This is a genomic window from Streptomyces sp. NPDC092369, assembly GCF_044755245.1.
Classification (GTDB): Bacteria; Actinomycetota; Actinomycetes; order Streptomycetales; family Streptomycetaceae; genus Streptomyces.
In genome coordinates this window covers 193,599-219,806 of the sequence record NZ_JBIVQP010000002.1, presented here as the reverse complement: position 1 = coordinate 219,806, position 26,208 = coordinate 193,599, and the positions used below count along the sequence as shown (strand labels likewise).

The 26,208-nt window shown below is 70.5% G+C and carries 20 protein-coding genes; 17 read left to right on the top strand and 3 right to left on the bottom strand.

Translation table 11 applies throughout. The features are described 5' to 3' along the window. The first annotated feature begins 1 nt into the window (after position 1). From uvrC to pgi, 12 genes are all read left to right on the top strand, one after another. Entirely contained in the window at positions 2-2,032 is a 2,031-nt protein-coding gene (uvrC, locus tag ACIQI8_RS10645; RefSeq protein WP_402347133.1) for an excinuclease ABC subunit UvrC, read from the top strand. Further along, entirely contained in the window at positions 2,029-2,997 is a 969-nt protein-coding gene (gene rapZ / locus ACIQI8_RS10640) for an RNase adapter RapZ (RefSeq protein WP_402347130.1), read from the top strand. The genes uvrC and rapZ overlap by 4 nt, the downstream gene beginning before the upstream one ends. Then, a complete protein-coding gene (yvcK, locus tag ACIQI8_RS10635; RefSeq protein ID WP_402347127.1) occupies positions 2,994-4,061 on the top strand; it encodes a uridine diphosphate-N-acetylglucosamine-binding protein YvcK in 1,068 nt (355 codons plus the stop codon). The genes rapZ and yvcK overlap by 4 nt, the downstream gene beginning before the upstream one ends. Then, positions 4,052-5,041 (top strand): DNA-binding protein WhiA, encoded by a 990-nt coding sequence (gene whiA / locus ACIQI8_RS10630; protein ID WP_020120074.1) that lies wholly within the window; start codon positions 4,052-4,054, stop codon positions 5,039-5,041. The genes yvcK and whiA overlap by 10 nt, the downstream gene beginning before the upstream one ends. Before the next feature lie 165 nt (positions 5,042-5,206). Next, positions 5,207-8,161: a M14 family zinc carboxypeptidase gene (locus ACIQI8_RS10625; RefSeq protein ID WP_402347124.1), complete on the top strand. Its 2,955-nt coding sequence runs from the start codon at positions 5,207-5,209 to the stop codon at positions 8,159-8,161. 239 nt (positions 8,162-8,400) lie between these two features. After that, a complete protein-coding gene (gap, locus tag ACIQI8_RS10620; RefSeq protein WP_124004450.1) occupies positions 8,401-9,411 on the top strand; it encodes a type I glyceraldehyde-3-phosphate dehydrogenase in 1,011 nt (336 codons plus the stop codon). Positions 9,412-9,534: 123 nt separating this feature from the next. Next, a complete protein-coding gene (locus ACIQI8_RS10615; RefSeq protein ID WP_402347120.1) occupies positions 9,535-10,746 on the top strand; it encodes a phosphoglycerate kinase in 1,212 nt (403 codons plus the stop codon). A gap of 41 nt (positions 10,747-10,787) precedes the next feature. Further along, a complete protein-coding gene (gene tpiA, locus ACIQI8_RS10610; RefSeq protein WP_402350348.1) occupies positions 10,788-11,543 on the top strand; it encodes a triose-phosphate isomerase in 756 nt (251 codons plus the stop codon). 93 nt (positions 11,544-11,636) lie between these two features. Beyond that, on the top strand, positions 11,637-11,873 hold the full coding sequence (gene secG, locus ACIQI8_RS10605) for a preprotein translocase subunit SecG (RefSeq protein ID WP_401729562.1): 237 nt from the start codon (positions 11,637-11,639) through the stop codon (positions 11,871-11,873). Positions 11,874-12,083: 210 nt separating this feature from the next. Continuing rightward, the gene (locus ACIQI8_RS10600) at positions 12,084-12,419 is read left to right on the top strand and encodes an RNA polymerase-binding protein RbpA (RefSeq protein ID WP_003957010.1); all 336 of its coding nucleotides are present in this window, start codon (positions 12,084-12,086) and stop codon (positions 12,417-12,419) included. A gap of 145 nt (positions 12,420-12,564) precedes the next feature. Continuing rightward, a complete protein-coding gene (locus tag ACIQI8_RS10595; RefSeq protein ID WP_402347117.1) occupies positions 12,565-13,833 on the top strand; it encodes an MFS transporter in 1,269 nt (422 codons plus the stop codon). Between the two features lie 56 nt (positions 13,834-13,889). Further along, a complete protein-coding gene (pgi, locus tag ACIQI8_RS10590) occupies positions 13,890-15,545 on the top strand; it encodes a glucose-6-phosphate isomerase (RefSeq protein ID WP_402347115.1) in 1,656 nt (551 codons plus the stop codon). Positions 15,546-15,609: 64 nt separating this feature from the next. Here the strand turns inward: pgi and ACIQI8_RS10585 are convergent, their stop codons facing one another. From ACIQI8_RS10585 to ACIQI8_RS10575, 3 genes are read right to left on the bottom strand one after another with little or no spacing between them, the layout of a single operon-like run. Further along, positions 15,610-18,003, bottom strand: coding sequence for an ABC transporter permease (locus ACIQI8_RS10585; RefSeq protein ID WP_402347113.1), 2,394 nt, complete (start codon positions 18,001-18,003; stop codon positions 15,610-15,612). 39 nt (positions 18,004-18,042) lie between these two features. Beyond that, positions 18,043-18,792 carry an ABC transporter ATP-binding protein gene (locus ACIQI8_RS10580; protein ID WP_402347111.1) on the bottom strand — a complete coding sequence of 250 codons (750 nt, stop codon included), beginning with the start codon at positions 18,790-18,792 and terminating at the stop codon, positions 18,043-18,045. After that, positions 18,789-19,304 (bottom strand): PadR family transcriptional regulator, encoded by a 516-nt coding sequence (locus tag ACIQI8_RS10575; RefSeq protein WP_402347109.1) that lies wholly within the window; start codon positions 19,302-19,304, stop codon positions 18,789-18,791. Before ACIQI8_RS10575 ends, ACIQI8_RS10580 begins: the two co-directional genes overlap by 4 nt. Before the next feature lie 121 nt (positions 19,305-19,425). On the opposite strand from ACIQI8_RS10575, the gene ACIQI8_RS10570 reads away from it, so the two are divergent. The 5 genes from ACIQI8_RS10570 to ACIQI8_RS10550 all read left to right on the top strand — a co-directional run bounded on the left by ACIQI8_RS10570 (position 19,426) and on the right by ACIQI8_RS10550 (position 26,067). Beyond that, entirely contained in the window at positions 19,426-20,697 is a 1,272-nt protein-coding gene (locus ACIQI8_RS10570; protein WP_402347107.1) for an ABC transporter substrate-binding protein, read from the top strand. A 166-nt stretch (positions 20,698-20,863) separates the two neighbouring features. Further along, a complete protein-coding gene (locus ACIQI8_RS10565; RefSeq protein ID WP_402347105.1) occupies positions 20,864-22,489 on the top strand; it encodes an alpha-amylase family glycosyl hydrolase in 1,626 nt (541 codons plus the stop codon). Between the two features lie 46 nt (positions 22,490-22,535). Beyond that, on the top strand, positions 22,536-23,864 hold the full coding sequence (locus ACIQI8_RS10560) for an ABC transporter substrate-binding protein (protein ID WP_402347103.1): 1,329 nt from the start codon (positions 22,536-22,538) through the stop codon (positions 23,862-23,864). Between the two features lie 5 nt (positions 23,865-23,869). Next, the gene (locus ACIQI8_RS10555) at positions 23,870-25,231 is read left to right on the top strand and encodes an ABC transporter permease subunit (RefSeq protein ID WP_402347101.1); all 1,362 of its coding nucleotides are present in this window, start codon (positions 23,870-23,872) and stop codon (positions 25,229-25,231) included. Further along, positions 25,228-26,067, top strand: coding sequence for a carbohydrate ABC transporter permease (locus tag ACIQI8_RS10550; protein ID WP_402347099.1), 840 nt, complete (start codon positions 25,228-25,230; stop codon positions 26,065-26,067). Before ACIQI8_RS10555 ends, ACIQI8_RS10550 begins: the two co-directional genes overlap by 4 nt. The last annotated feature ends 141 nt before the right edge of the window (positions 26,068-26,208 follow it).

Below are 26,208 nucleotides of genomic sequence, written 5' to 3'. Positions count from 1 at the left end.
CATGGCCGATCCCTCCAGCTACCGCCCCAGGCCGGGTGAGATCCCGGACTCTCCGGGGGTGTACAGGTTCCGTGACGAGCACCGCCGGGTGATCTACGTCGGAAAGGCGAAGAGCCTGCGCCAGCGCCTGGCGAACTACTTCCAGGACCTGGCGAACCTGCACCCGCGCACCCGGACGATGGTCACCACGGCCGCGTCCGTGGAGTGGACGGTGGTGTCCACCGAGGTCGAGGCCCTCCAGCTGGAGTACTCCTGGATCAAGGAGTACGACCCGCGGTTCAACGTCAAGTACCGCGACGACAAGAGCTATCCGTACCTCGCGGTGACGATGAACGAGGAGTTCCCGCGCGTGCAGGTGATGCGCGGTCACAAGCGCAAGGGCGTCCGTTACTTCGGACCGTACGGACACGCGTGGGCGATCCGCGACACCGTCGACCTCCTGCTGCGCGTCTTCCCCGTCCGCACCTGCTCCGCCGGCGTCTTCAAGAACGCCACCCGCACCGGCCGCCCCTGTCTGCTCGGCTACATCGGCAAGTGCTCCGCCCCCTGCGTCGGCCGCGTCTCCGAGGAGGAGCACCGCGAACTGGCCGAGGAGTTCTGCGACTTCATGGCCGGCCGCACGGGCACGTATCTGCGCCGCCTGGAGAAGCAGATGGAGGCGGCGGCCGAGGAGATGGAGTACGAGCGGGCGGCCCGCCTGCGCGACGACATCGGGGCGCTGAAGAAGGCCATGGAGAAGAGCGCGGTCGTCCTGGCGGACGCGACCGACGCCGACCTGATCGCGGTCGCCGAGGACGAGTTGGAGGCGGCCGTCCAGATCTTCCACGTGCGCGGCGGACGCGTGCGCGGCCAGCGCGGCTGGGTCACCGACAAGGTCGAGGAGGTCACCACCGCCGGCCTCGTCGAGCACGCCCTCCAGCAGCTCTACGGCGAGGAGAAGGGCGACTCGGTCCCCAAGGAGGTGCTCGTGCCGGCCCTGCCGGAACCGGTCGGGCCCGTCCAGGAGTGGCTCACCGAGCGCCGCGGGTCGATCGTGTCCCTGCGCATCCCGCAGCGCGGCGACAAGAAGGCCCTGATGGAGACCGTGGAGCGCAACGCCCAGCAGGCGCTCGCCCTGCACAAGACCAAGCGCGCCTCCGACCTCACCACACGCTCGCGCGCCCTGGAGGAGATCGCCGAGGCCCTCGACCTGGTCAGCGCCCCGCTGCGGATCGAGTGCTACGACATCTCGCACCTCCAGGGCGACGACGTGGTGGCCTCCATGGTCGTCTTCGAGGACGGCCTGCAACGCAAGAGCGAGTACCGCCGCTTCCAGATCAAGGGCTTCGAGGGCCAGGACGACGTCCGCTCCATGCACGAGGTGATCACCCGCCGCTTCCGGCGCTACCTCGCCGACAAGGAGAAGACCGGGGAATGGGCGGACGGCGAGGACACGTTCACCGAGGAGGACGGGCGCCCCAAGCGGTTCGCCTATCCGCCCCAGCTCGTCGTCGTCGACGGCGGCCAGCCGCAGGTCGCGGCCGCCAAGAAGGCGCTGGACGAGCTCGGCATCGACGACGTCGCGGTGTGCGGTCTCGCCAAGCGCCTGGAGGAGGTCTGGCTGCCGGACGACGACGACCCGGTGGTCCTGCCCCGCAGCAGCGAGGGCCTCTACCTGCTGCAACGCGTCCGTGATGAGGCACACCGCTTCGCGATCACCTACCAGCGCAGCAAACGGGCCAAGCGCTTCCGTTCCAGCCCTCTGGACGAGGTGCCCGGTCTCGGAGACGCACGCAAGCAGGCTCTTCTTAAGCATTTCGGTTCGCTGAAGAAACTTCGATCCGCCACCATCGACCAGATCTGCGAGGTGCCCGGCATAGGCCGCAAGACGGCCGAGACGATCGCCGTGGCACTCGCCCAGGCGGCCCCGGCCGCACCCGCTGTGAACACGGCGACTGGAGAGATCATGGAAGAGGAACCGAGCACGCTGGGTTCCGGCGGGCAGCCCGTGACGACGGGCGCCCCGGACGAACGACGGGGGCAGGAGACATGAAGGTGAACAAGAACGATGAGCACACCGCGCAACAGGACCAAGGCGGAGACGGAGCACAGGTGAGTACGGGCACGACCGGCGAGACGACCGCGCCCGCGGACGCGGCCATCCCCGAGCTGGTGATCATCTCCGGCATGTCCGGGGCAGGACGGTCCACGGCCGCGAAGTGTCTGGAGGACCTCGGCTGGTTCGTCGTGGACAACCTGCCACCCGCGCTGATCCCCACCATGGTGGAGCTCGGCGCCCGCTCGCAGGGCAACGTGGCACGCATCGCGGTCGTCGTCGACGTCCGCGGCCGCCGCTTCTTCGACAACCTGCGCGAATCCCTCGCCGACCTCGACAGCCGGGGCGTCACCCGCCGGATCGTCTTCCTGGAGTCCTCCGACGACGCCCTGGTCCGCCGCTTCGAGTCGGTGCGCCGCCCCCACCCCCTCCAGGGCGACGGCCGCATCGTCGACGGCATCGCCGCCGAGCGCGAGCTGCTGCGCGAACTGCGTGGTGACGCCGACCTGGTGATCGACACCTCCAGCCTCAACGTGCACGAGCTGCGCGCCAAGATGGACGCCCAGTTCGCCGGCGAGGAGGAGCCCGAGCTGCGGGCCACCGTCATGTCCTTCGGCTTCAAGTACGGCCTCCCGGTCGACGCCGACCTGGTCGCCGACATGCGCTTTCTGCCCAACCCGCACTGGATCCCGGAGCTGCGACCCTTCAACGGCCTCAACGAGGAGGTCTCGGCGTACGTCTTCAACCAGCCCGGCGCCAAGGAGTTCCTCGACCGCTACGCCGAACTGCTGCGGCTCATCGCGGCCGGCTACCGCCGCGAGGGCAAGCGGTACGTGACCATCGCGATCGGCTGCACCGGCGGCAAGCACCGCTCGGTCGCCACCGCGGAGAAGCTCGCCGCGCGCCTGGTGGCCGAGGGCGTGGAGACGGTGGTCGTGCACCGGGACATGGGACGGGAATGACAGGACGTAGTCCGCGGCTGGGCATGCTGCGCAGGACGGTGCCCGAGGGGCGCACGACCCGGCCCGTCGAGGCCCGCGGCGGCAAGCCGCGCCGCCGGGGCGCCCAGCCCAAGGTCGTCGCTCTGGGTGGCGGCATGGGCCTGTCCGCCTCGCTCGCCGCACTGCGCCGGATCACCGGCGACCTCACCGCCGTCGTCACGGTGGCCGACGACGGCGGCTCGAGCGGCCGGCTCCGGGACGAGCTGGGCGTGTTGCCGCCCGGCGACCTGCGCAAGGCGCTGGCCGCGCTGTGCGGTGACGACGACTGGGGACAGACCTGGGCCCGGGTCATCCAGCACCGCTTCCAGTCCAAGGGCGACCTGCACGAACACGCCGTGGGCAACCTGCTGATCGTGGCCCTGTGGGAGCAACTCGGCGACCACGTCCAGGCACTCGACCTGGTCGGCAAGCTGCTGGGCGCGCACGGGCGCGTGCTGCCCATGTCCGCCGTGCCCCTGGAGCTGCAGGCCCTGGTCAAGGGCCACGACCCGGACCGGCCCGACGACGTCGACACGGTCCGCGGCCAGGCGACCGTGGCGCTCACCACCGGCGAGGTGCAGTCCGTGCACCTCGTGCCGAACGACCCGCCGGCCGTCCCCGAGGCCGTCGAGGCGGTCCTCGACGCCGACTGGGTGGTGCTCGGCCCCGGCTCCTGGTTCTCCTCGGTCATCCCGCACCTGCTGGTGCCGGAACTGCTCGACGCGCTCACCCAGACGAAGGCCCGCCGGGTCCTCCCGCTGAACCTCGCGCCGCAGCCCGGAGAAACCGACGGCTTCTCCCCGCAGCGTCATTTGGAGGTTTTGGGACGACACGCCCCTAAACTCGCCCTGGACGTGGTGCTGGCCGACGAGGCCGCCGTGCCCGATCGCGATGTGCTCACCGAGGCCGCCAAGCGGCTCGGAGCCGCGGTCGAGCTGGCCCCCGTGGCCCGGAGCGACGGAACTCCGAGGCACGACCCGGAGCTGCTGGCCGCCGCGTACGACCGTATTTTTCGGATGCATGGAAGGATCGGCCCATGGCGATGACGGCAGCGGTGAAGGATGAGATCTCCCGGCTCCCCGTCACCCGGACCTGCTGCAGAAAGGCGGAGGTCTCCGCGATTCTGCGGTTCGCCGGCGGCCTTCACCTGGTCAGCGGGCGCATCGTGATCGAGGCGGAGCTGGACACCGCGATGGCGGCCAGGCGCCTGAAGCGGGACATCCTGGAGATCTTCGGGCACAGCTCCGAGCTGATCGTGATGGCACCCGGCGGACTGCGCCGCGGCTCGCGGTACGTGGTGCGCGTGGTCGCCGGCGGGGACCAGCTGGCCCGCCAGACCGGCCTGGTGGACGGCCGCGGCCGGCCGATCCGCGGCCTGCCCCCGCAGGTGGTCTCGGGGGCCACCTGCGACGCGGAGGCCGCCTGGCGCGGCGCCTTCCTGGCGCACGGCTCGCTCACCGAGCCCGGCCGCTCCTCCTCCCTGGAGGTGACCTGCCCGGGACCCGAGGCCGCGCTCGCCCTGGTCGGCGCCGCCCGCCGGCTGTCGATCGCCGCGAAGGCCCGTGAGGTGCGCGGTGTGGACCGGGTGGTCGTCCGCGACGGCGACGCGATCGGCGCCCTGCTCACCCGGCTCGGCGCGCACGAGTCGGTGCTGGCCTGGGAGGAGCGCCGGATGCGCCGCGAGGTGCGGGCCACGGCGAACCGTCTCGCCAACTTCGACGACGCCAACCTGCGCCGCTCCGCCCGGGCCGCCGTCGCCGCCGGCGCCCGCGTCCAGCGCGCCCTGGAGATCCTCGCGGACGACGTCCCCGAGCACCTCGCCGCCGCGGGCCGGCTGCGCATGGACCACAAGCAGGCCTCCCTTGAGGAGCTGGGCGCGCTCGCCGACCCGCCGCTGACCAAGGACGCGGTGGCGGGCCGGATCCGCAGGCTGCTCGCGATGGCCGACAAGCGCGCCTCCGACCTCGGCATCCCGGGCACGGAGTCCAGCATCACGGAGGAGATGGCCGACAACCTGGTCGGCTGACTCGCCGCAAGCGCAACACGCCGGTGCCGATGGCCATTTGGGTGATCGGCACCGGCGTTCGGGTGTTCTGCTTCACCAGTCTTTGAGGCCCCCTTGACTCGGCTGTGAACTGGCATGAGCCTGGCAACCGTTCGTCACCGTGACGAAAGATTGCTAGGGGGGTTCATGAGACCCAGAGCGAGAGCGATCCTCGCTGCCGGAGCGCTTCTGATCGGCGGTGCGAGTCTCGCGCCCGTCGCCCAGGCCCAGAGCGGAAGCCCGGCCACGTCCGACCCGAACGAGGTCAAGGTCTTCCGCGCCGACGTCACCAAGCAGCAGGTACCCCTGCTGCTGGCCGCCGGCCAGGACAGCCACGAACTCGGCGAGGCGGTGCCCGACAAGGGCAAGGCGCCCGTCGAGGTCTACCTCACCGACCAGCAGGCACGGAAGCTGGAAGGGCAGGGCGTCGATCTCACCGAGCACACACTGTCGGCCAAGGCGGAAAAGCGCGTCGACGCGGCCGCCGAGGGCGTGTTCCGCCCGTACAGCGGCGCCGGCGGCCTCAAGGAGGAGATCGTCAAGGCCGGTCAGGACAACCCCGGCCTCACCAAGGTCGTCTCCATCGGCAAGACGGTCAACGGCCAGGACATCCTCGCGCTCAAACTGACCAAGGGCGCGAAGAAGTCCAAGGACGGTGCCAAGCCGTCCGTCCTCTACATGTCCAACCAGCACGCGCGCGAGTGGATCACGCCGGAGATGACCCGGCGCCTGATGCACTACTACCTGGACAACTACAAGACCGACAAGCGCGTCAAGAAGATCGTCGACTCCACCGAGCTGTGGTTCGTGCTCTCGGCCAACCCCGACGGTTACGACTACACCTTCAAGGACGCCGCCAACCGCCTGTGGCGCAAGAACCTGCGGGACGTCAACGGCGACGGCGTCATCTCCACCGGCGACGGCGTCGACCTCAACCGCAACTTCGCCTACAAGTGGGGCTACGACGACGAGGGTTCGTCCCCCAACCCCACCAGTGAGACCTACCGCGGCGCGAGCCCCGCGTCCGAGCCCGAGACCAAGGCGCTCGACGCCTTCGAGAAGCGGATCGGCTTCTCGTACGGCATCAACTACCACTCCGCGGCCGAACTCCTCCTCTACGGCGTCGGATGGCAGGTGGCCACCCCCACACCCGACGACGTGATCTACAAGGCGCTGGCCGGCACCCCGGAGAACTCCGCGATCCCCGGCTACCACCCGCAGGTCTCCTCGGAGCTGTACACCACCAACGGCGAGGCCGACGGACACGCGGGCAACGTCAACGGCATGTCGATGTTCACCCCCGAGATGTCCACCTGCCAGACCGCCTCGAACATCGACCCGAACGACCAGTGGAACGCGGCCGACTGCCAGTCCGGGTTCAACTTCCCGGACGACGAGAAGCTGATCCAGGACGAGTTCGCCAAGAACGTCCCGTTCGCACTGTCGGTCGCCGAGACCGCCAAGCACCCGGACACGCCGTCCTCCTCGGTCGGCCTGAGCGCCGCCGACTTCACCCCGGCGAAGTTCACCACCTCGTACTCGCGCGGCGCCGACCAGGAAGTCTCCGTCGTCGTCCGCAAGGCCGTGCGCGACAAGGAGCTCAAGTACCGCGTCAACGGCGGCCGTACGCTCGACATGGCGCTCAAGGCCTGGAAGGGCGGCGAGACCTACGGCGGTGAGGACAACCTGCACTTCGACGAGTACCGGGCCAAGGTCAAGGACGGCGTCCCGGGCGACAAGGTCGAGGTGTGGTTCACCGGCGAGACCAAGGCCGGCAAGAAGGTCTCCAGCGAGCACTTCACCTACACCGTCGCCCAGCGCGCCAAGGCCGACACCCTGGTCGTCGCCGAGGAGGGCACCGCGGCCACGCAGGCGCAGACCTACGTCGACGCGCTGAAGGCCAACGGCCGCAAGGCGCTGGTGTGGGACGTCGCCACCCAGGGCGCGCCCGACGCGCTCGGCGTGCTGGACCACTTCGCCACCGTCGTGCACTACACGGGCGCGAGCACCCCCGGCATCGCCACCCAGCTCCAGCTGCGCGCCTTCCTCAACGAGGGCGGCAAGCTGATCGAGGCGGGCGAACAGGCCGGCGGCAACGTCAACCTGGGCGACGGCACCCTGTCGAACGACTTCAGCCAGTACTACCTGGGCGCCTACTCGCGTACGTCCACCCCCGGGGCCACCGGCTTCACGGGCTCCGGCAAGCTCGGCGGGTTCAGCGGAGCCCTCGGCGCCGCCGCCGGCAACCCGCTCGACCGGGCGGGCACCTACGGCGTCACCTCCGAGGAGTTGTCCCCGGCCACCTACCCGCAGTTCGCCAGCGCGGGCGCGGGCCAGTTCGCCGGAACCGTCAACCCGTACGGCCCGTACGCCGGTTCGTACATGGCCGCGGCCGTGCACACCGACGACGCGTACAAGCGCCTCACCCGCACCATCGACCTGGGCGCGGTGACCGCGGCCGACCAACCGGCCCTGCGCACCCAGCTGTTGTGGGACACCGAGCCCGGCTACGACAACGCCATCGTCGAGGTGCACACGGTCGGGGCCGAGGACTGGACCACGCTCCCCGAGAAGGGCGGCGCCACCAGGACCACCGTCCCGGCCGAGTGCGGCGCCGGCTTCTACATCGGCGAGCACCCCTGGCTGAGGCACTACCTGACACTGGCCGCGGGCTCCTGCACCAACACCGGCACTTCCGGCACCTGGAACGCCCTCACCGGCGCCTCCACCGGCTGGCAGCAGGTCAACTTCGACCTGAGCGCCTACGCGGGCAAGAAGATCGAGGTCTCGATCAGCTACGTCACCGACCCCGGCAGCGGCGGTCACGGCGTGCTGGCCGACGACGCCTCGCTGGTCGTGGGCGGCGCCGCCACCCAGACCGAGGGCTTCGAGACGTCGCTGGGCGCCTGGAGCGCCTCCGGACCGCCCGCGGGCAGCCCGGGCGTCCTCAAGGACTGGGCGCGCACCGGCACCCTGTTCAAGACGTACGGCGGGGTCACCACCGACCGGACCGTGCTGCTGGGCTTCGGCCTGGAGCACGTCACCGCGGCGGCCGACCGCAACGCCCTCGTCAAGAAGGCCCTCGCCGCCCTGGAAGGGTGACTTTCCGGGTGAACTCCCTGGTCAACCATGACTAGCAGACCGTAGTCAAAACGAGTGATCCGGTCTGACGGCCCGGGCGGTCCGTACCCCTACTGGCGGGTACGGACCGCCTGCCCGTGTATGGGGCATCTCGATGTCACCACGGGGGCCGCAGGGAGGTAGGGTCGTGGGTGGTCGGGGACATCCCAAAACAGCTCGCCGGCACCGCATAGTCGGCGTACCAACGAGGAGATCGGTTCGTGACGATCCGCGTAGGCATCAACGGCTTCGGTCGTATCGGACGTAACTACTTCCGCGCGCTCCTGGAGCAGGGTGCGGACATCGAGATCGTGGCTGTCAACGACCTGGGTGACACCGCGACCACCGCGCACCTGCTGAAGTACGACACCATCCTGGGCCGCCTCAAGGCCGAGGTGTCGCACACCGCCGACACGATCACCGTCGACGGTCACACCATCAAGGTGCTGTCCGAGCGCAACCCCTCGGACATCCCGTGGGGCGAGCTGGGCGTCGACATCGTCATCGAGTCGACCGGCATCTTCACCAAGAAGGACGACGCCGCCAAGCACATCGCCGGCGGCGCCAAGAAGGTCCTCATCTCGGCTCCGGCCAAGGACGAGGACATCACCATCGTGATGGGCGTCAACCAGGACAAGTACGACGCGGCCAACCACCACGTCATCTCCAACGCGTCCTGCACCACCAACTGTGTGGCGCCGATGGCGAAGGTGCTCGACGAGAACTTCGGCATCGTCAAGGGCCTGATGACGACGGTGCACGCGTACACCAACGACCAGCGCATCCTGGACTTCCCGCACAAGGACCTGCGCCGCGCGCGCGCCGCCGCCGAGAACATCATCCCGACCACCACGGGTGCCGCCAAGGCCACCGCGCTGGTCCTGCCCCAGCTCAAGGGCAAGCTCGACGGCATCGCGATGCGCGTCCCGGTCCCGACCGGCTCCGCCACCGACCTGGTCGTGACCCTGCAGCGCGAGGTCACCAAGGACGAGGTCAACGCCGCGTTCAAGAAGGCCTCCGAGGACGGCGACCTGAAGGGCTACCTCGCCTACACCGAGGACGAGATCGTCTCCTCGGACATCGTCGGCGACCCGGCCTCCTGCACCTTCGACTCCTCCCTGACCATGGTCCAGGAGGGCAACACGGTGAAGATCCTCGGCTGGTACGACAACGAGTGGGGCTACTCCAACCGCCTCGTCGACCTCACGGTCTTCGTCGGCGAGCAGCTCTGATCGCCGAAGCAGGCACCTCGATGTGAGTGCAGGGCTCGGGCAGCGCACGGCCGCGCCGCCCGAGCCCTCACGCGCGTGTTCAGCCCTCGTCCGATCCAGAGCCCTCCTCAGGAGCCTTCTCCCATGAAGACCATCGACGAACTTCTCTCCGAAGGCGTGGACGGCAAGCGGGTCTTCGTCCGCGCCGACCTCAACGTCCCGCTGGCCGGCGGCCTCATCACCGACGACGGCCGCATCCGCGCCGTCCTGCCCACCATCAAGGCCCTCGTCGAGGCGGGCGCCAAGGTGATCGTCGCCTCCCACCTGGGCCGCCCCAAGGGCGCCCCGGACCCCGCGTTCTCCCTGCTGCAGCCCGCCGAGCGCCTGGCCGAACTGCTCGGCGCCCCCGTCGCGTTCGCCCAGGACACCACCGGCCCCGCCGCCCACGACGCGGTGCGCGGCCTGGAGCCCGGCCAGGTCGCGGTCATCGAGAACCTGCGCTTCAACGCCGGCGAGACGTCCAAGGACGACACCGAGCGCGGCGAGTTCGCGGACCAACTCGCCGCCCTCGCCGACGTGTACGTCGGTGACGGCTTCGGCGCGGTGCACCGCAAGCACGCCTCCGTCTTCGACCTCCCGGCCCGGCTGCCGCACTACGCCGGCTACCTCATCGCCACCGAGGTCGACGTCCTGAAGAAGCTCACCGAGGACGTCAAGCGGCCCTACGTCGTCGCCCTCGGCGGCTCCAAGGTCTCCGACAAGCTCGCCGTCATCGACGAGCTGCTCGGCAAGGCCGACCGGCTGCTCATCGGCGGCGGCATGGCCTTCACCTTCCTCAAGGCCAAGGGCTACGAGATCGGCGCCTCCCTGGTCCAGGACGACCAGCTGCCCGCCGTCACCGAGTACGTCGAGCGCGCCGAGAAGAACGGCGTCGAACTGCTCGTCCCCGTGGACGTCGTGGTCGCGGCCCAGTTCCCCGACCTGAAGACGAAGGCTCCGGCCGACCCGGCCACCGTCGCCGCGGACGCGATCCCGGCCGACCAAATGGGCCTGGACATCGGTCCCGAGACCGGTGCCCTGTACGCCTCGAAGTTCACCGACGCGGCCACCGTTTTCTGGAACGGCCCGATGGGCGTCTTCGAGCACCCCGATTTCGCCGAGGGCACCAAGGCGGTCGCCCAGGCCCTCGTCGACTCCCCGGCCTTCACGGTCGTCGGCGGTGGCGACTCCGCCGCGGCCGTCCGCATCCTGGGCTTCGACGAGAAGGCATTCGGACACATCTCGACCGGTGGCGGTGCCTCCCTCGAATACCTCGAGGGCAAGACGCTCCCCGGTCTCGCCGCACTGGAGGACTGACCGCAATGGCTCCATCTGTTTCTTCCGGACGCACGCCGATCATGGCGGGCAACTGGAAGATGAACCTCAACCACCTCGAAGCCATCGCGCACGTCCAGAAGCTCGCCTTCGCGCTGGCCGACAAGGACTACGAGGCCGTCGAGGTCGCCGTGCTGCCGCCCTTCACCGACCTGCGCTCCGTGCAGACCCTGGTGGACGGCGACAAGCTCAAGATCAAGTACGGCGCCCAGGACCTCTCGGCGCACGACTCCGGCGCCTACACCGGCGAGATCTCCGGCTCGATGCTGGCCAAGCTGAAGTGCACGTACGTGGCCGTCGGCCACTCCGAGCGCCGGCAGTACCACGCCGAGACCGACGAGATCGTCAACGCCAAGGTCAAGGCCGCCTACAAGCACGGTCTGACCCCGATCCTGTGCGTCGGCGAGGAGCTGGACGTCCGCGAGGCGGGCAACCACGTCGCGCACACGCTCGGCCAGGTCGAGGGCGGCCTCAAGGACGTCACGGCCGAGCAGGCCGAGTCGATCGTGATCGCCTACGAGCCGGTCTGGGCCATCGGCACCGGCAAGGTCTGCGGCTCCGAGGACGCCCAGGAGGTCTGCGAGGCCATCCGCGGCAAGCTCGCCGAGCTGTACACGCAGGAGCTGGCCGACCAGGTCCGCATCCAATACGGCGGCTCCGTCAAGGCGGGCAACGTGGCCGAGATCATGGCCCAGCCCGACGTCGACGGCGCCCTGGTCGGCGGTGCCTCCCTGGACGCCGACGAGTTCGTCAAGATCGTGCGCTTCCGGGACCAGTAGGTAGGCCCTGGCGGCGATCCGTCGTACCCTTGCGGGGGCACAGCCTGGCTGTGCCCCCGTCGTTCATCCGAATCCGAGAGAGTTGGTCCAGCCGTGGTTTTGGGGTTCTCGATCGCCCTGATCGTCTTCAGCCTGCTGATGATGCTGCTGGTGCTGATGCACAAGGGGAAGGGCGGCGGCCTCTCCGACATGTTCGGTGGCGGCATGCAGTCGTCCGTCGGCGGCTCCTCGGTCGCCGAGCGCAACCTGGACCGGATCACCCTGGTCATCGGTCTCGCCTGGTTCGCGTGCATCATCGTCCTCGGCATCCTGATGAAGACGAACAACTGAGCCGGGCGCTCATTCCGCACGCATTCCGCACGTAAGGCCCCATGTTCGGTACGCGCAGCTGAGCGCGGCCTATCATGGGGCTTGCGTCTAGGTGTGGGGGCTGTAACTCCAATCACTGGACGCGCGTTGGGCCTTACGTAGACTGAGGCGCTCGCAACGAAGCGAAACGCCGACTCGCTTCGCGGCACCATCACGCAGGGAGTTACGACCGTGGCAAGTGGCAACGCGATCCGAGGAAGCCGGGTCGGGGCGGGGCCGATGGGCGAGGCCGAGCGCGGCGAGTCCGCGCCGCGTCTGCGCATCTCCTTCTGGTGCTCCAACGGGCATGAGACGCAGCCCAGCTTCGCCAGCGACGCGCAGGTTCCCGACACCTGGGACTGCCCGCGCTGCGGCTTCCCCGCCGGACAGGACCGGGACAACCCGCCGGACCCGCCGCGCACCGAGCCCTACAAGACGCACCTCGCGTACGTACGGGAGCGGCGCAGTGACGCGGACGGCGAGGCGATCCTCGCCGAGGCGCTCGCCAAACTGCGGGGCGAGATCTAGGAGTTGGGAACCGGCCGGGCACCGAGGGGTGTCGGGTCGGACCTGTTTCGGCCCCCGAAGACCGGTCGGCTCCGGACCGGTTGTCAGTGCTGACCTCTACGGTTCGTGTACCGCTTGATGCGGACGTGAATCGTGAGGGGGAGCGGTGTCGACGGTCGAGACGGGGGACGTGCGCGCGCCCGCATGGCGCGGGGGATTCGGACGGCTGTGGACGGCCGCCGTGGTCTCCCGCTTCGGAGACGCGCTGCGGGGCTCGGCGCTGCCCCTGCTCGCCGCCTCGCTGACCGACCGGCCCCTGCTCATCGCCTCCGTGACCGCCTGCGGCTATCTGCCCTGGATCGTCTTCGGTCTGCTCGGCGGCGCGGTCGCGGACCGGGTCGACCAGCGCCGCGCGATGTGGACGGTGGACGCGGTACGGGGACTGCTCGTCGCCGCCTTCGCCGGAGCCGTCGCGCTCGGTCACGCGTCGATCGCGCTGCTCATCGCCCTCGCCTTCGTACTGACCACCCTCCAGACCCTCTTCGACAACGCCTCGACGGCGCTGCTGCCCACCCTGGTGGACCGCGCGGAGCTGGGCAGTGCCAACGCCAGACTGATGACCGGACAGCGGATCGCGGGCGGTCTGCTGGGGGCGCCCGTGGTGCCGCTGCTGCTCGTCGCGGGGGCCGCCGTGCCCTTCGTGGCCGACGCCGGGACCTTCCTGGCGGCCGCCGCGCTGGTCGCCTCGCTGCGGATCGCGGCGCCCGACCGAGCGCCGAGACCGGCGGGCAGCACCCTGCGCCGGGAGATCGCGGACGGACTGCGCACCCTGTGGCGCGACCGCCCCCTGCGCGGACTGTGCGTGGCGACGGCCCTGTGCAACATCGGCATGGGCGCCCTGATCGCCACCCTGGTGATCCTGGTGACCGGCTGGCTCGACGCAGGAACCGCCGGCTACGCGGCCGCGACCACCGCGTACACGGTCGGCGGCCTGGCCGGGGGAGTGGCGAACCGGTGGATCACCGCCCGGCTCGGGCCGACCCGGGCCGTGCTCCTCGCCGGCGTCGTGCAGATCGGCGCGCTCGTCGTCATGGGCAGTGTGCGGAGCCTGACGGCCCTCGCGGGGGCACTGGCCGTGTTCGGGTTCATGGGCATGGTGTGGAACGTCAACACGACGACGTCGATGCAACAGCGCACTCCCACCGAGCTGTTGGGCCGCGTCAGCTCCGCCTTCCGCACCCTGGCCGTCGCCGGCGCCCCACTGGGCGCCCTGCTCGGCGGCGCCGTCGCCACCGTCTGGGGACCGAACACGCCCGCGCTGCTCACCGCCGCCTTCTTCGTCCTGTCGGTCCTCGCGCTGATACCCACCGGCAGGGCGGACGTACTGGTGGGTGCGTCGCACGAGGACGCCACGACAGCTCATGTCACGCGCTGATCCCCTAGGTTGGGACCGGCAGCGGGGCGAGGTACGAAAGAAGGCTGAAGTCCGATATGAACGCACACGGCCGTACGAGGCTCAACCGGACGCCCGAGTGGACCGCGCTGGTCAAGCACCGCGAGGAATGGGGGGAGTTGGGGCTGCGGGAGCTGTTCGCCGCCGACCCGGGCCGCGGCGCCGGATACACACTCCAGGTCGGTGACCTGTACGTCGACCACTCCAAGCACCTCGTCACCGACGAGACCCTGCGGCTGCTGCGCGAACTGGCCGCCGCCACCGACGTGTTCGGGCTGCGCGACGCCATGTTCCGCGGCGAGAAGATCAACGTCACCGAGGACCGGGCGGTCCTGCACACCGCGCTGCGCGCCCCGCGCGACGCGGTGATCGAGGTGGACGGGGAGAACGTCGTGCCGGCCGTGCACGCCGTCCTCGACAGGATGAGCGACTTCGCGCACCGGGTCCGCTGCGGCGAATGGACCGGCCACACCGGCAAGCGCATCAGGAACGTCGTCAACATCGGCATCGGCGGCTCCGACCTCGGCCCCGCGATGGCGTACGAGGTGCTGCGCGCCTTCACCGACCGCGATCTCACGGTCCGCTTCGTGTCGAACGTGGACGGCGCCGACCTGCACGAGGCGATCCGCGACCTCGACCCGGCCCAGACGCTGTTCATCGTCGCCTCCAAGACCTTCACCACGATCGAGACGATCACCAACGCCACCTCGGCGCGCGACTGGCTGCTCACCGAGCTGAAGGCCGGTCAGGAAGCCGTCGCCCAGCACTTCGTGGCGCTGTCGACGAACGCCGGGAAGGTCGCGGAGTTCGGCATCGACACGGCGAACATGTTCGAGTTCTGGGACTGGGTCGGCGGACGGTACTCCTACGACTCGGCCATCGGGCTCTCGTTGATGCTCGCCATCGGCCCGGACCGCTTCCGGGAGATGCTCGACGGCTTCCGGATCGTCGACGAGCACTTCAGGACCGCGCCCGCCGAGTCCAACGTGCCTTTGCTCCTTGGCCTGTTGGGTATCTGGTACGGCAATTTCCACGACGCCCAGTCGCACGCGGTGCTGCCGTACAGCCACTACCTCTCCAAGTTCACCGCGTATCTGCAGCAGTTGGACATGGAGTCCAACGGCAAGTACGTGGGCCGGGACGGGCAGGAGGTCGACTGGCAGACCGGGCCCGTGGTGTGGGGCACGCCGGGGACGAACGGGCAGCACGCTTACTACCAACTCATCCACCAGGGAACGAAGTTGATCCCGGCGGACTTCATCGGATTCGCCGAGCCGGTGGCCGGGCTGAACGAGGGGCTCAAGGCGCAGCACGACCTGTTGATGGCCAACTTCTTCGCCCAGACGCAGGCATTGGCCTTCGGCAAGACGCCGGACGAGGTGCGCGCGGAGGGGGTGCCCGAGGAGCTGGTGCCACACAAGACGTTCAAGGGCGACCACCCGACGACGACGATTCTCGCCCGCGAGCTGACCCCGTCGGTGCTCGGTCAGCTGATCGCCCTCTACGAGCACAAGGTGTTCGTGCAGGGCGCGGTGTGGAACATCGACTCCTTCGACCAGTGGGGCGTCGAACTGGGCAAGGTCCTCGCCAAGCGGGTGGAGCCGGCGCTGACGGAGGGCGCGGCGGTCGAGGGACTGGACGAGTCGACCAAGGCCCTGGTGGCCAAGTACCGGGAGCTGCGCGGCCGTCGGTGACGGTGAGCTGAGGCCCCGGCCCTCACACCGCCGCCCTCACTCCACCGTCCTCAGTCCTCCGCGCTCAGGCCACCGCGCTCAGCGTGTCCGCCAGCCTTCGCCGTGCCGCGCGGGCCGCCGGCAGTGCGGCGAGGCCGGCCGCGCCCAGGACCGCCGCCGCGTCGAACAGCACCAGCACGACCGGCGACGGTCCCTGGGCGATCCCCGCGCCGATGCCGCTCGACCGGCCCTGGGCGTTGATCAGCCAGTGCGCGAGCGGTGTGCCGAGGGCGGTCCCGACGAGGGCGGCGACCAGAGCGGTGCAGCCGGTGGCCGTCATGGTGACGGCGGTGATCTGGCGCGGGGACAGACCGATGGCCTTGAGCGCCAGCAGGTCCCGTTCGCCCTCGCGTACGGTCCCGCCGATCGCGGTGAGCAGTTCGATGAGGCCGATCAGGGCGAGCACGAGGATCAGGCCGAGCACCACTCCGCGCAGCGGCGAGAGCCCGTCGGCCGGGTTGGTCACGGCGTGCACGTCGAGGTGGCCGTGCCCGGCGTCGGTCAGCCGGTCGGCGACCTCCCTCGGGTCGGCGCCGGGGCGCAGCCGGAGTTGGTAGAGGGTGGGCGTCAGGCGGGGGTCGATCTCGCGGAGGGTGTCGAGCGAGGTGGTGACGACCCGGCCGGCGTTCTCCGGTTCGATGCTGCGGCCCACGATGTGCAGGATCTGCGGCCGGCTGCCGACGGTGATCCGCACCCAGTCGCCGATCCGCGCGTTCAGCAGCGACAGCAGGCCCTGACCGGCCACGGCCTCGTGGCTGAACTGTGCGCGGCGCCCCTCGGCCAGGGCGTAGGGGTAGGGGTCCGCGCGGGTGCCGAGGCCGCGCAGGGCGATCGTGACGGACTGGTTGGGCACGAGGGCGGCCATCTTGACGCCCGGGTAGGCGTCGGCGACCTCTTCGTCCCCGGCCAGCAGGGCCCGGGTGTCCCGGTCGCTCAGGCCCGCGTCCGCGCGGACGGTGAGTGCGGCCGGGAGACCTATCTGCTCGGGCCTGCTGTGGAAACGGTCGATGGTGGTCCACGCGCTCATCGCCACGACGATCAGCAGCAGGGGCAGCGCCAGCCGGGCCACGGTGGCGAGCGACCGCAGCCGACGGGCGAACGCGGTGTGCCATCCCAGCACGAACGCGGGCGGCACCCGCAGGGCGATCGCCCGCCGCGCCACGGCGGAGAGCCGGCCGCTGGATCGGTCGGTGCGGCGGGGCAGGCGTGCCTGCGGTTGGGGGTGCGCGTGCCGCGTGCGCTCCGATGCGGACGCCCGTCCCGTCCTGGTCGACAGCGTCCTCATCCCTCGTACCGACGGGATCGGTACCGGTACCGGCGGCACCCGGCCCGCTCGCCAGGCTGCCAGGCCCGTGGTCGCGGCGATGAACAGGACCGCGCCGGCCGGGACGGCGAAGAGGGCCGGAGTATGGCCGGGCAGGCCCTGCCAGACGCCGATCGCGTCGCCGAGACGGCCCGGGATCCGGTTGCCCAGCGACTGGGTCAGTGTCGCCGCGGCCACGGCCCCGAGAAGGGCGTAGGCGATGTGCTGGAGGAGGAAGACGCGGACGACCTGGCCCGGCGTGAAACCGATCGCCTTCAGGACCGAGATGTCCCGCAGGTGGCCGCGGATGCGGGTGGCGATCGCGCCGTGCACCGCGAGGCCCGCGGCGACCAGGGCGCCCAGTCCGAACAGGGCCAGCACCTGGCCGAGCAGCCGGTTGTCGCCCTGCGCCTCGGCGCGCGCCTGCTGCCAGGTGTCGACCTCACCGATCGCGTCGGCGCCGCCCAGGGCCTTGACGGCGCGCGGGACGACGTAGTCCGTGTCACCGGGATCGGTCAGGCGCAGTCCTATGACCTGGCCGTTGGGGTCGCGCACGGCGGGCGGCAAGGTCCACACGAGGCCCGGCTGGTCGCCCGGGCTGTAGCGCGACTCGGCGCTGTCGGCCACGCCCAGCACGGTCACCTTCCGCGCGGTGCCCGGCAGGGTGAGGGTGTCCCCGGGCTCGGCGAGCAGGGCGCGGGCGAGGTGGCTCTCCAGGACCACGCCGTCGGGTGTCGCCGGGTCCAGCCAGTCACCGGAGACGATCAGGGGGCGGCCGACGCTCGGCAACCGCTCGGGCGTCGCGCGCAGTTCGACCAAGGCGCGGGCGCCGCGGGAGGCGAGTGTGGCGGACTCGGTGGCGTAGGGGCCGGCGACGGAGCCGACTCCGTCGAGTCGGGCGAGGCGGTCCGCGCGGGCGGATGCGGACGTGTGGATCCACACATGCGCGCCGTGCGTCTGTGTGAAGACCCGCTGCCAGGGGTTGGTGGCGTACCCGAACAGGGCCGTGGCCAGCAGCAGCGACACCACGATCCCGGCGGTGGAGAGCACCAGGAACAGCGCCTCACCGCGGTGCGTGCGCAGATCGGAGTGCGCCCAGCGCAGCGTGGCCCGCATGCGGCTCAGCCCTTCCGGGGGTCGTCGTACGGCCGCATGTCAGTCCCTGAGTTCCAGCACGCCGGAGATGCCGGCGCCGGGTGCGGGCACGCCGTCCAGCGTCGCGTCGTCGGCTATCCGGCCGTCGAAGAAGCTGATCACCCGGTCCGCGGCGCTGGCCAGCCGGGCGTCATGGGTGACCAGCACGATGGTCTGGCCGCGCTGGTGGAAGCGGGACAGCAGCCGCATCACCTCGCGGGTGCCCTTGCTGTCCAGGCTGCCCGCGGGTTCGTCGGCCAGCAGCAGGGGCGGGTGGTTGACCAGGGCCCGGGCCAGCGCGACCCGCTGCTGCTCGCCGCCGGACAGCTCGCCCGGCATGCTCCGCTCCTTGCCCACCAGGCCCAGCTCGGCCAGCAGCTCCTCCCGCCCGGCGCGCGCCTGCTTCGGCGCGGTCCCGGCGAGCAGCGCGGGCAGCTCCACGTTGTCGGCGACCGACAGATTCGACACCAGGTTGAAGAACTGGAAGACGATCCCGATCCGCTTGCGGCGCTCCATGGCCCAGCGCGCCTCGCTCCACGCGTTCGCGCACGCGCCGTCCAGCCAGATGCTGCCGCCGTCCGGCCGCTGGAGTCCGCCCAGCAGATGCAGCAGCGTCGACTTGCCGGCGCCGGAGGGACCGGTGACGGCCACGAACTCGCCCCGCCGGACGCGCAGATCGACCCCGCGCACGGCATGCGCCGGGGCGCCCTCGCCGTAGTGCGTCTTGACCAGGCCCTCGGCGCGCAGCACGGGAGCGGGACCGTCGCTCACTCCAGCTCCTCCAGCTCTTCCTGGCACCGCTCCAGCCAATCGAGGTCGGCCTGAAGGTGCAGCATCGCGCCCTCGATGAGCAGGTGGGCGATGCGGTTGTCGCGGTTCTCGGCTGCGGCCAGCTTCGACAGGCCGCGCATGGCGGTCAGGTACTGGCGTCGCTGTTTGTTGATCAGAGCGATCTGGTCGGCGAGACCCGACTGCGGAGCGAGCGCCAGCTTCATGAAGAACTCGTCCCGCACCCGCGGCTCGTCCTCGGGCTCCTCGAACCAGACGCGCAGCTCTTCCCGCCCGGATTCGGTGAGGTGGTAGACCTTCTTGTTGGGCCGGCTGGACTGCTCGACGTCCTCGCCCTCGATCAGTCCCTGCTTCTCGAGGCGGCCGAGGGTCACGTAGATCTGGCCGACGTTCGGCTGAGGGTACGCGGACCCCAGCAGTTGCTCAAGGTCCTGCTTCAGCTCGTAGCCGTGGGCCGGGCCGCGCGCGAGGAGAGCCAGGAGGGGCAGGCGCACGTGGGCAGTCCTCCTGTCTGTGTGATGTGCTCCAAGCCCTAGTATCGCCCATACCTAACAGGTATACATGGCTTCGGACCCAGGGCGAAGATGCCCGGCGCCGCTGTACAGGGAGGAACCTATGCGGTGGATGCGTGCCGCCGGTAGGGGCCTCCTCGTCCTCGTGGTGGTCCTGAGCGGGTACGTCGCTTCGGGCGCGCACGCCGAGGAGGGCCTCGGCGACGACCGCGGCCCGCTGACCCTGGCCACGGCCGGGGACCTCACCGGCTATCTCGGCCCGGTCCTGGACGGCTGGAACCGCACGCATCCCGGCGAGCGGGTCGAGCTCGTCGAACTCCCGGACTCCGCGGACGAGACCCACGCGCAGATGGCCAGCGACCTGCGCGACGGCGACCGCGGCCGGTTCGACGTCCTCAACATCGACGTCAGCTGGACCGCGGAGTTCGCCGAGGCGGGCTGGATCCGTCCGCTGCCGCCCGAGCGGTTCCCGCTGGACACCTTCCTCAAGGGGGTCCGCGACACGGCGACCTACGACGGGCGGCTGTACGCCGTCCCGTACGTCACCAACGCCGGCCTGCTCCTCTACCGCAAGGACGTCCTCGCCAAGGAGGGCGTCCCGCCGCCGCGCACCTGGGCCGAGCTGGAGCACGACGCGAGGACCATCGCGCCGAAGTACGGACTCGACGGTTACGCGGGCCAGTTCCTGCCCTACGAGGGGCTCACCGTGAACGCGGCCGAGGCCGTCTACTCGGCGGGCGGGAGCATCCTCGGCGAAGAGGGCGCCAAGGTCACCATCGACTCCGCGGCGGCCCGCGAGGGCATCGGGTTCCTCGCCCGCGGGGTGCGGGAGGGATGGATCCCGAAGGCGGCGCTGACGTACAAGGAGGAGGAGTCCAAGCAGGCCTTCCAGGACGGCCGGCTGCTCTTCCTGCGGAACTGGCCCTACGCGTACGTCGGCGCGTCGGCCAAGGGCTCGCCGGTCGCCGGGAAGATCGGCGCCGTACCGCTGCCCGGGTCCGACGGGCCGGGGGCCAGCGTCCTCGGCGGCTCCAACCTGGCCGTCAACACCCATGCGCGGCACCCCGGTTCGGCCGCGCGCCTGATCGCCTACCTCACCGGCGAGCGCGTCCAGCGCCAGGTCCTCACCCGCGGCGCGCTGCCGCCGGTACGTGCCGCGCTGTACGCGGACCCCGCGCTGATCCGGCGGTTCCCGTATCTGCCGACCCTGCGCGAGGCCCTGCAGACGGCCAAGTCCCGCCCCAAGAGCCCCCGTTACGACCAGGTGAGTCTGGCGGTGCAGGCCGTCGTGCAGGACGCGATGGCCGGACACGTGACGCCGAGGGCGGCGGTGGAGCGACTGGCGGAGGAGCTGGCCGCCATTCCGGGGCGCTAGGCAGCCCTGTCGTCGGTCGACGCTCGTCATAGTTACTTGTTAGGTAACGTGGCGATCTCCTTTCGCTTCTCTGTGGCCAACTAAATCACCATTTTCCTTACCAACTCCCCAGTAACCTCTGCCTACTCGTTGACACCCTCGCGACACGCCTACTTAACATGCATGCATGCTGAGTAAGTACCGCTGGTGGCGGGACGCGGTGATCTATCAGGTGTACGTCCGTAGCTTCCTGGACAGCACCGGCGACGGCGTCGGCGATCTGGCCGGGGTCAGGGCCGGGCTGCCGTACCTCAAGAAGCTCGGTGTCGACGGCATTTGGCTGAGCCCCTTCTATCCCTCGCCGCAGCACGACCACGGCTACGACGTGGCCGACTACTGCGACGTGGACCCGCTCTTCGGCGACCTCGCCGAGTTCGACCTGCTGATGGGCGCCGCACGGCGGCTCGGCGTCAAGGTGCTCCTCGACATCGTCCCCAACCACTGCTCCCACGAGCACCCCTGGTTCCAGGAGGCGCTCGCCGCGGGACCCGGCAGCGCGGCCCGGGCCCGCTTCCACTTCGCCGACGGCCGGGGCGCGGACGGCGCCGAGCCGCCCAACAACTGGCACGCCATGTTCGGCGGTCCGGCCTGGAGCCGGGTCACCGAGGCGGACGGCCGGCCCGGCCAGTGGTACCTGCACATGTTCACGCCCGAGCAGCCGGACTGGAACTGGCGCAGCCCCGAGGTCGCCGCCGAGTTCGACCGCACGCTCCGCTTCTGGCTGGACCGGGGCGTCGACGGCTTCCGCATCGACGTCGCCGCAGGACTCTTCAAGCACCCGGACCTGCCCGACTCCCCGGACCCGGAGGCCGACGCCCGCACCCGCGACTCGGTCAACCCGCTGGCCTGGAACCAGCCCGAGGTGCACGACGTCTGGCGGCACTGGCGCGCGGTGTGCGAGGAGTACACGGCACGGGACGGCGACGAACGGCTTCTCGTCGGCGAGGTCTCCGTCCCGACGGCCCGCGAACACGCGCGGTACGTCCGCTCCGACGAACTCCATCAGGCCTTCTTCTTCGACCTGTTGAGCGCGCCCTGGAACGCCGACGCCTTCCGCAAGGTCATCACCGAGGCCATGCAGGACATCGCCGGCACCGGCTCCACGGTCACCTGGGTCCTCAACAACCACGACCAGGTCCGCACGGTCACCCGCTACGGCGAACCGGCCACCGAGGGCAGCGGTCTGGGGGCGGCCCGCGCGAGGGCCGCCGCGCTGCTCATGATGGCGCTGCCCGGGGCCGCGTACATCTACCAGGGCGAGGAGTTGGGGTTGCCGGAGGTCGTCGATCTGCCCGACGACGTGCTCACCGACCCGATCTTCCGGCGCACCGGCAGCCGGGCCCGGATTCGCGACGGCTGCCGGGTGCCGCTGCCGTGGTCGGGACAGGCCTCGCCGTTCGGCTTCACGTCCGGCGCGGAGGGCGCGCGGCCCTGGCTGCCGCAGCCCGAGTACTTCGCCGAGTACGCCACCGACCGCGCCCTCGCCGACACCCGCTCCTTCTGGCACCTGTACCGCGACGGCCTCCAACTGCGGTCGGGGCTGCCCCAGTTGGGCGAGGGCTCGCTCAGCTGGCTGGAGACCCCGCCCGGCGTCCTCGGCTTCGTCCGCGGGGACGGCCTGGTCTGCGCCGTCAATTTCGGCACGGCTCCCGTGCCCGCGCCGGTCTCCGGCACCCCCCTGCTGTCCAGCGGTCCCTGTCCGGCCGGGGTTCTTCCCGGCGCGACGGCCGCCTGGTGGATCAACGATCTCTGATCCCTGACTCTCCGTCACCTGTCCATCCCCCGAAGGGACATCAACGATGATGCGACGACGTACCACCCTCCTCACCGGCTGCACCGCCCTGGTCCTCGCGCTCGGCGCGACCGCCTGCGGCAGCGGTGACCCGGTCTCGGCCGGTGGCGGCGACAAGGCGCTGGCCGGCCAGACGGTCACCGTGGCCGGCGTCTGGTCCGGCAGCGAGCAGAAGAACTTCCAGAAGGTGCTGGACGCCTTCAGCGCCAAGACCGGCGCCAAGACGACGTTCACGTCCACCGGGGACAACGTCTCCACCGTCGTCGGCAGCAAGATAGAGGGCGGCAACGCACCCGACGTCGTGATGGTCCCGCAGGTCGGCGTGCTCCAGCAGTTCGCCGAGCAGGGCTGGCTGAAGCCGCTCTCCACGACCACCCGGCAGTCAGTGGACGCCAACTACGCGCCCGTGTGGAAGAACTACGGCAGCGTCGACGGCACCCTCTACGGCCTCTACTTCAAGGCCGCCCACAAGTCGACGGTCTGGTACAGCCCCGACGCCCTCGAACAGGCCGGCGTCACCCCGCCGACCACGTACGCCGACCTGCTGAAGGCCGGTCACACCGTCTCCGACTCCGGTCTCGCCGCCTTCTCGATCGGCGGCCAGGACGGCTGGACCCTCACCGACTGGTTCGAGAACATCTACCTCTCCCAGGCCGGACCCGACAAGTACGACGCCCTCGCCACCCACAAGCTGAAGTGGACCGACGCGTCCGTGGTCAAGGCGCTCTCCACCCTGGGCACACTCTTCAAGGACAAGCAGCTGATCGCCGGCGGCCAGAAGGAGGCCCTCGACACCGACTTCCCCGGCTCGGTGGAGAAGGTGTTCGGCCCCGAGCCGCAGGCCGCGATGGTCTACGAGGGGGACTTCGTCGCCGGGGTCGCCAAGGACCAGTTCGGCAAGACCATCGGCACCGACGCGAACTTCTTCCCCTTCCCCGCGGTCGACGGCGGCTCGGCCCCCGTGGTGAGCGGCGGCGACGCGGCCGTCGTCCTCAAGGACGGCAAGAACGCCAAGGCCGGCATGAAGCTCCTGGAGTACCTCGCGACCCCGGAGGCGGCGGCCGTGTGGGCGAAGGCGGGCGGCTTCCTGTCCCCGAACAAGAAGCTCGACCTCGCCTCCTACGGCGACGACGTCACCCGCGCGACCGCCAAGTCCCTTGTCTCGGCCGGGGATTCGGTCCGCTTCGACATGTCGGACCAGGCGCCCGCGGCCTTCGGCGGCACCAAGGGCGCCGGCGAGTGGAAGCTGCTCCAGGACTTCCTGCGCGACCCCTCGGACCCGAAGGGGACCGCGGCGCAGCTGGAGAACGCGGCGGCCAAGGCCTACAAGGGCTGACGGCCGTGACCGCGACCCTGGTGAAAGAGACGAGTCCGCCCCCCGCGACCCCGCACGCCGAGCGCGCCCGCCGCGCCCGGCGCCGGGCCTGGATCATCGGCCTGCTCTTCGTCTTCCCCGCGCTCCTCCTGCTGGGCGCGCTCGTCGTCTACCCCGTGCTGTTCTCCATCGGCCGCAGCTTCTTCGACGCGTCCGGCAGCACTTTCGTGGGCGGCGACAACTACACCGAGATGTTCCGCGACCCGGCCACCCTCACCGCCGTACGCAACACGGCGATCTGGGTGGTGGTGGCGCCGACCCTGCTGACCGGGCTCGGGCTGATCCTCGCCGTGCTGGTGGAGAAGGTGCGCTGGGCGACCGCCTTCAAGCTGCTGCTGTTCATGCCCATGGCCGTGTCCTTCCTCGCCGCCGGCATCATCTTCCGGCTCGCCTACGACGACGACCCCGACAAGGGCGTCCTGAACGCGGCCGTGGTCGGCGTGAACGACGCCTTCAAGGGCACGTCCGAGTACCCCACCGCCCGCGCCCGCACCGGCCAGGGCCTCTCTGCCGAGCCCGACGGCTCGTACCGCACGACCGCGAGCGTGTCACCGGGCGACTCGGTGAGCCTCGGCCTGGTGGGCGTCGCGCCGAAGGACCTGCCGAGCGGCGCGGAGCCCGCGTACGGGGCGGCGGGCCGCACGGCGTCCGCCGGTGAACTGAGGGGCGTGGTCTACCTCGACTTCACACTCGGCGGCGGCGGCAAGCAGGGTGTCGTCGACCCGAAGGAGAGCGGGCTGCCGCGGATGAAGGTCGAGGCGGTGCGCGACGGGAAGACGGTCGCGAGCACGAGCACCGCCTCCGACGGCTCCTTCCGCTTCACCGGCCTGGACGCCGGTTCCTACGCGGTCCGGTTGCCGGGCTCGAACTTCGCGCAGCCCTATGAAGGCGTCTCCTGGCTCGGCCCGACCCTCGTCACGCCCGCCATCATCGGGGCCTACCTGTGGATCTGGACCGGGTTCGCGATGGTGCTGATCGGCGCGGGGCTCGCCGCCCTGCCCCGGGACGCGCTGGAGGCCGCGCGGATGGACGGCGCCAACGAGTGGCAGATCTTCCGGCTCATCACGGTGCCGCTGCTCGGGCCGGTGCTCACGGTGGTGTTCGTGACCCTCGTGATCAACGTGATGAAGGTCTTCGACCTCGTGTACCTCATCGCGCCCGGGCCGGTGGCGCAGGACGCGGCCGTCCTCGCCACCCAGATGTGGCTGGTGTCCTTCGGCGGCGGCAACAACCAGGGGCTCGGCAGCGCGCTGGGCGTGCTGCTCCTGGTGCTGGTGATCCCGGCGATGGCCTTCAACGTCCGGCGTTTCCGAAGGAGTCAGGGATGAACGCGATCAGGCGCGGCCTGGGCAACGGGGTGGTGCAGGTCTTCCTCGTGGTGATCGGGCTCGTGTGGCTCACGCCCCTCGCCGGGCTGCTGCTCTCCTCGATGCGCTCCACCAAGGACTCGTCCAGCAGCGGGTGGTGGACCGCGTTCACCAGCCCCGGCCAGCTGTCCCTCGACAACTACTCGGCCCTGCTGGAGAACGCGGGCATCACCCGCGCCTTCTGGAACACCGTGCTGATCTCGGTTCCGGCGACCACCCTGGTGGTCGTGCTCGCCGCGCTGGCCGCGTACGCCTTCGCCTGGCTGGACTTCCCCGGCCGCGAGCCCGTGTTCCTGATCGTGGTCGCGCTGTTGGTGGTGCCCGTGCAGATCGGCCTGCTGCCGGTCGCCAAACTCTTCCGCGAGCTCGGGCTGTTCGGCACGATCCCCGGAGTGGTGCTGTTCCACGTGGCGTACGGACTGCCGTTCGCGGTGTTCCTGCTGCGCAACTACTTCGCCGAGATGCCCAAGGAGATGCTGGAGGCCGCCCGGATGGACGGCGGCAGCGAGTGGCGGATCTTCACCCGGCTCGTGCTGCCGGTGGGCCGGCCCGCGATCGCCAGCCTCGCCATCTTCCAGTTCCTGTGGGTGTGGAACGACATGCTGGTGGCGCTGCTGTTCGCGGATGCCTCCTCGCAGCCGCTGACCGTGGAACTCCAGTCGCAGATACGGCAGTTCGGCAGCAACATCGACGTGCTCGCGCCGGGCGCGTTCGTGTCGCTGATCGTGCCCGTGGTGGTGTTCTTCGCCTTCCAGCGGCACTTCGTGCAGGGCGTGATGGCCGGCTCGGTGAAGTGACGTGCCAGGACGCTGAGTTGAGAGAGTGAAACAGGGCGGGGGGGGGGGGGGGGGGACCCCCCCCCCCCCCCCCCCCGGGGGCCCCCCCCCCCGCCCCGGGGGGGCCGGGGCCCCCCCCCCCCCCCCCCGCCCCCCGGCCCC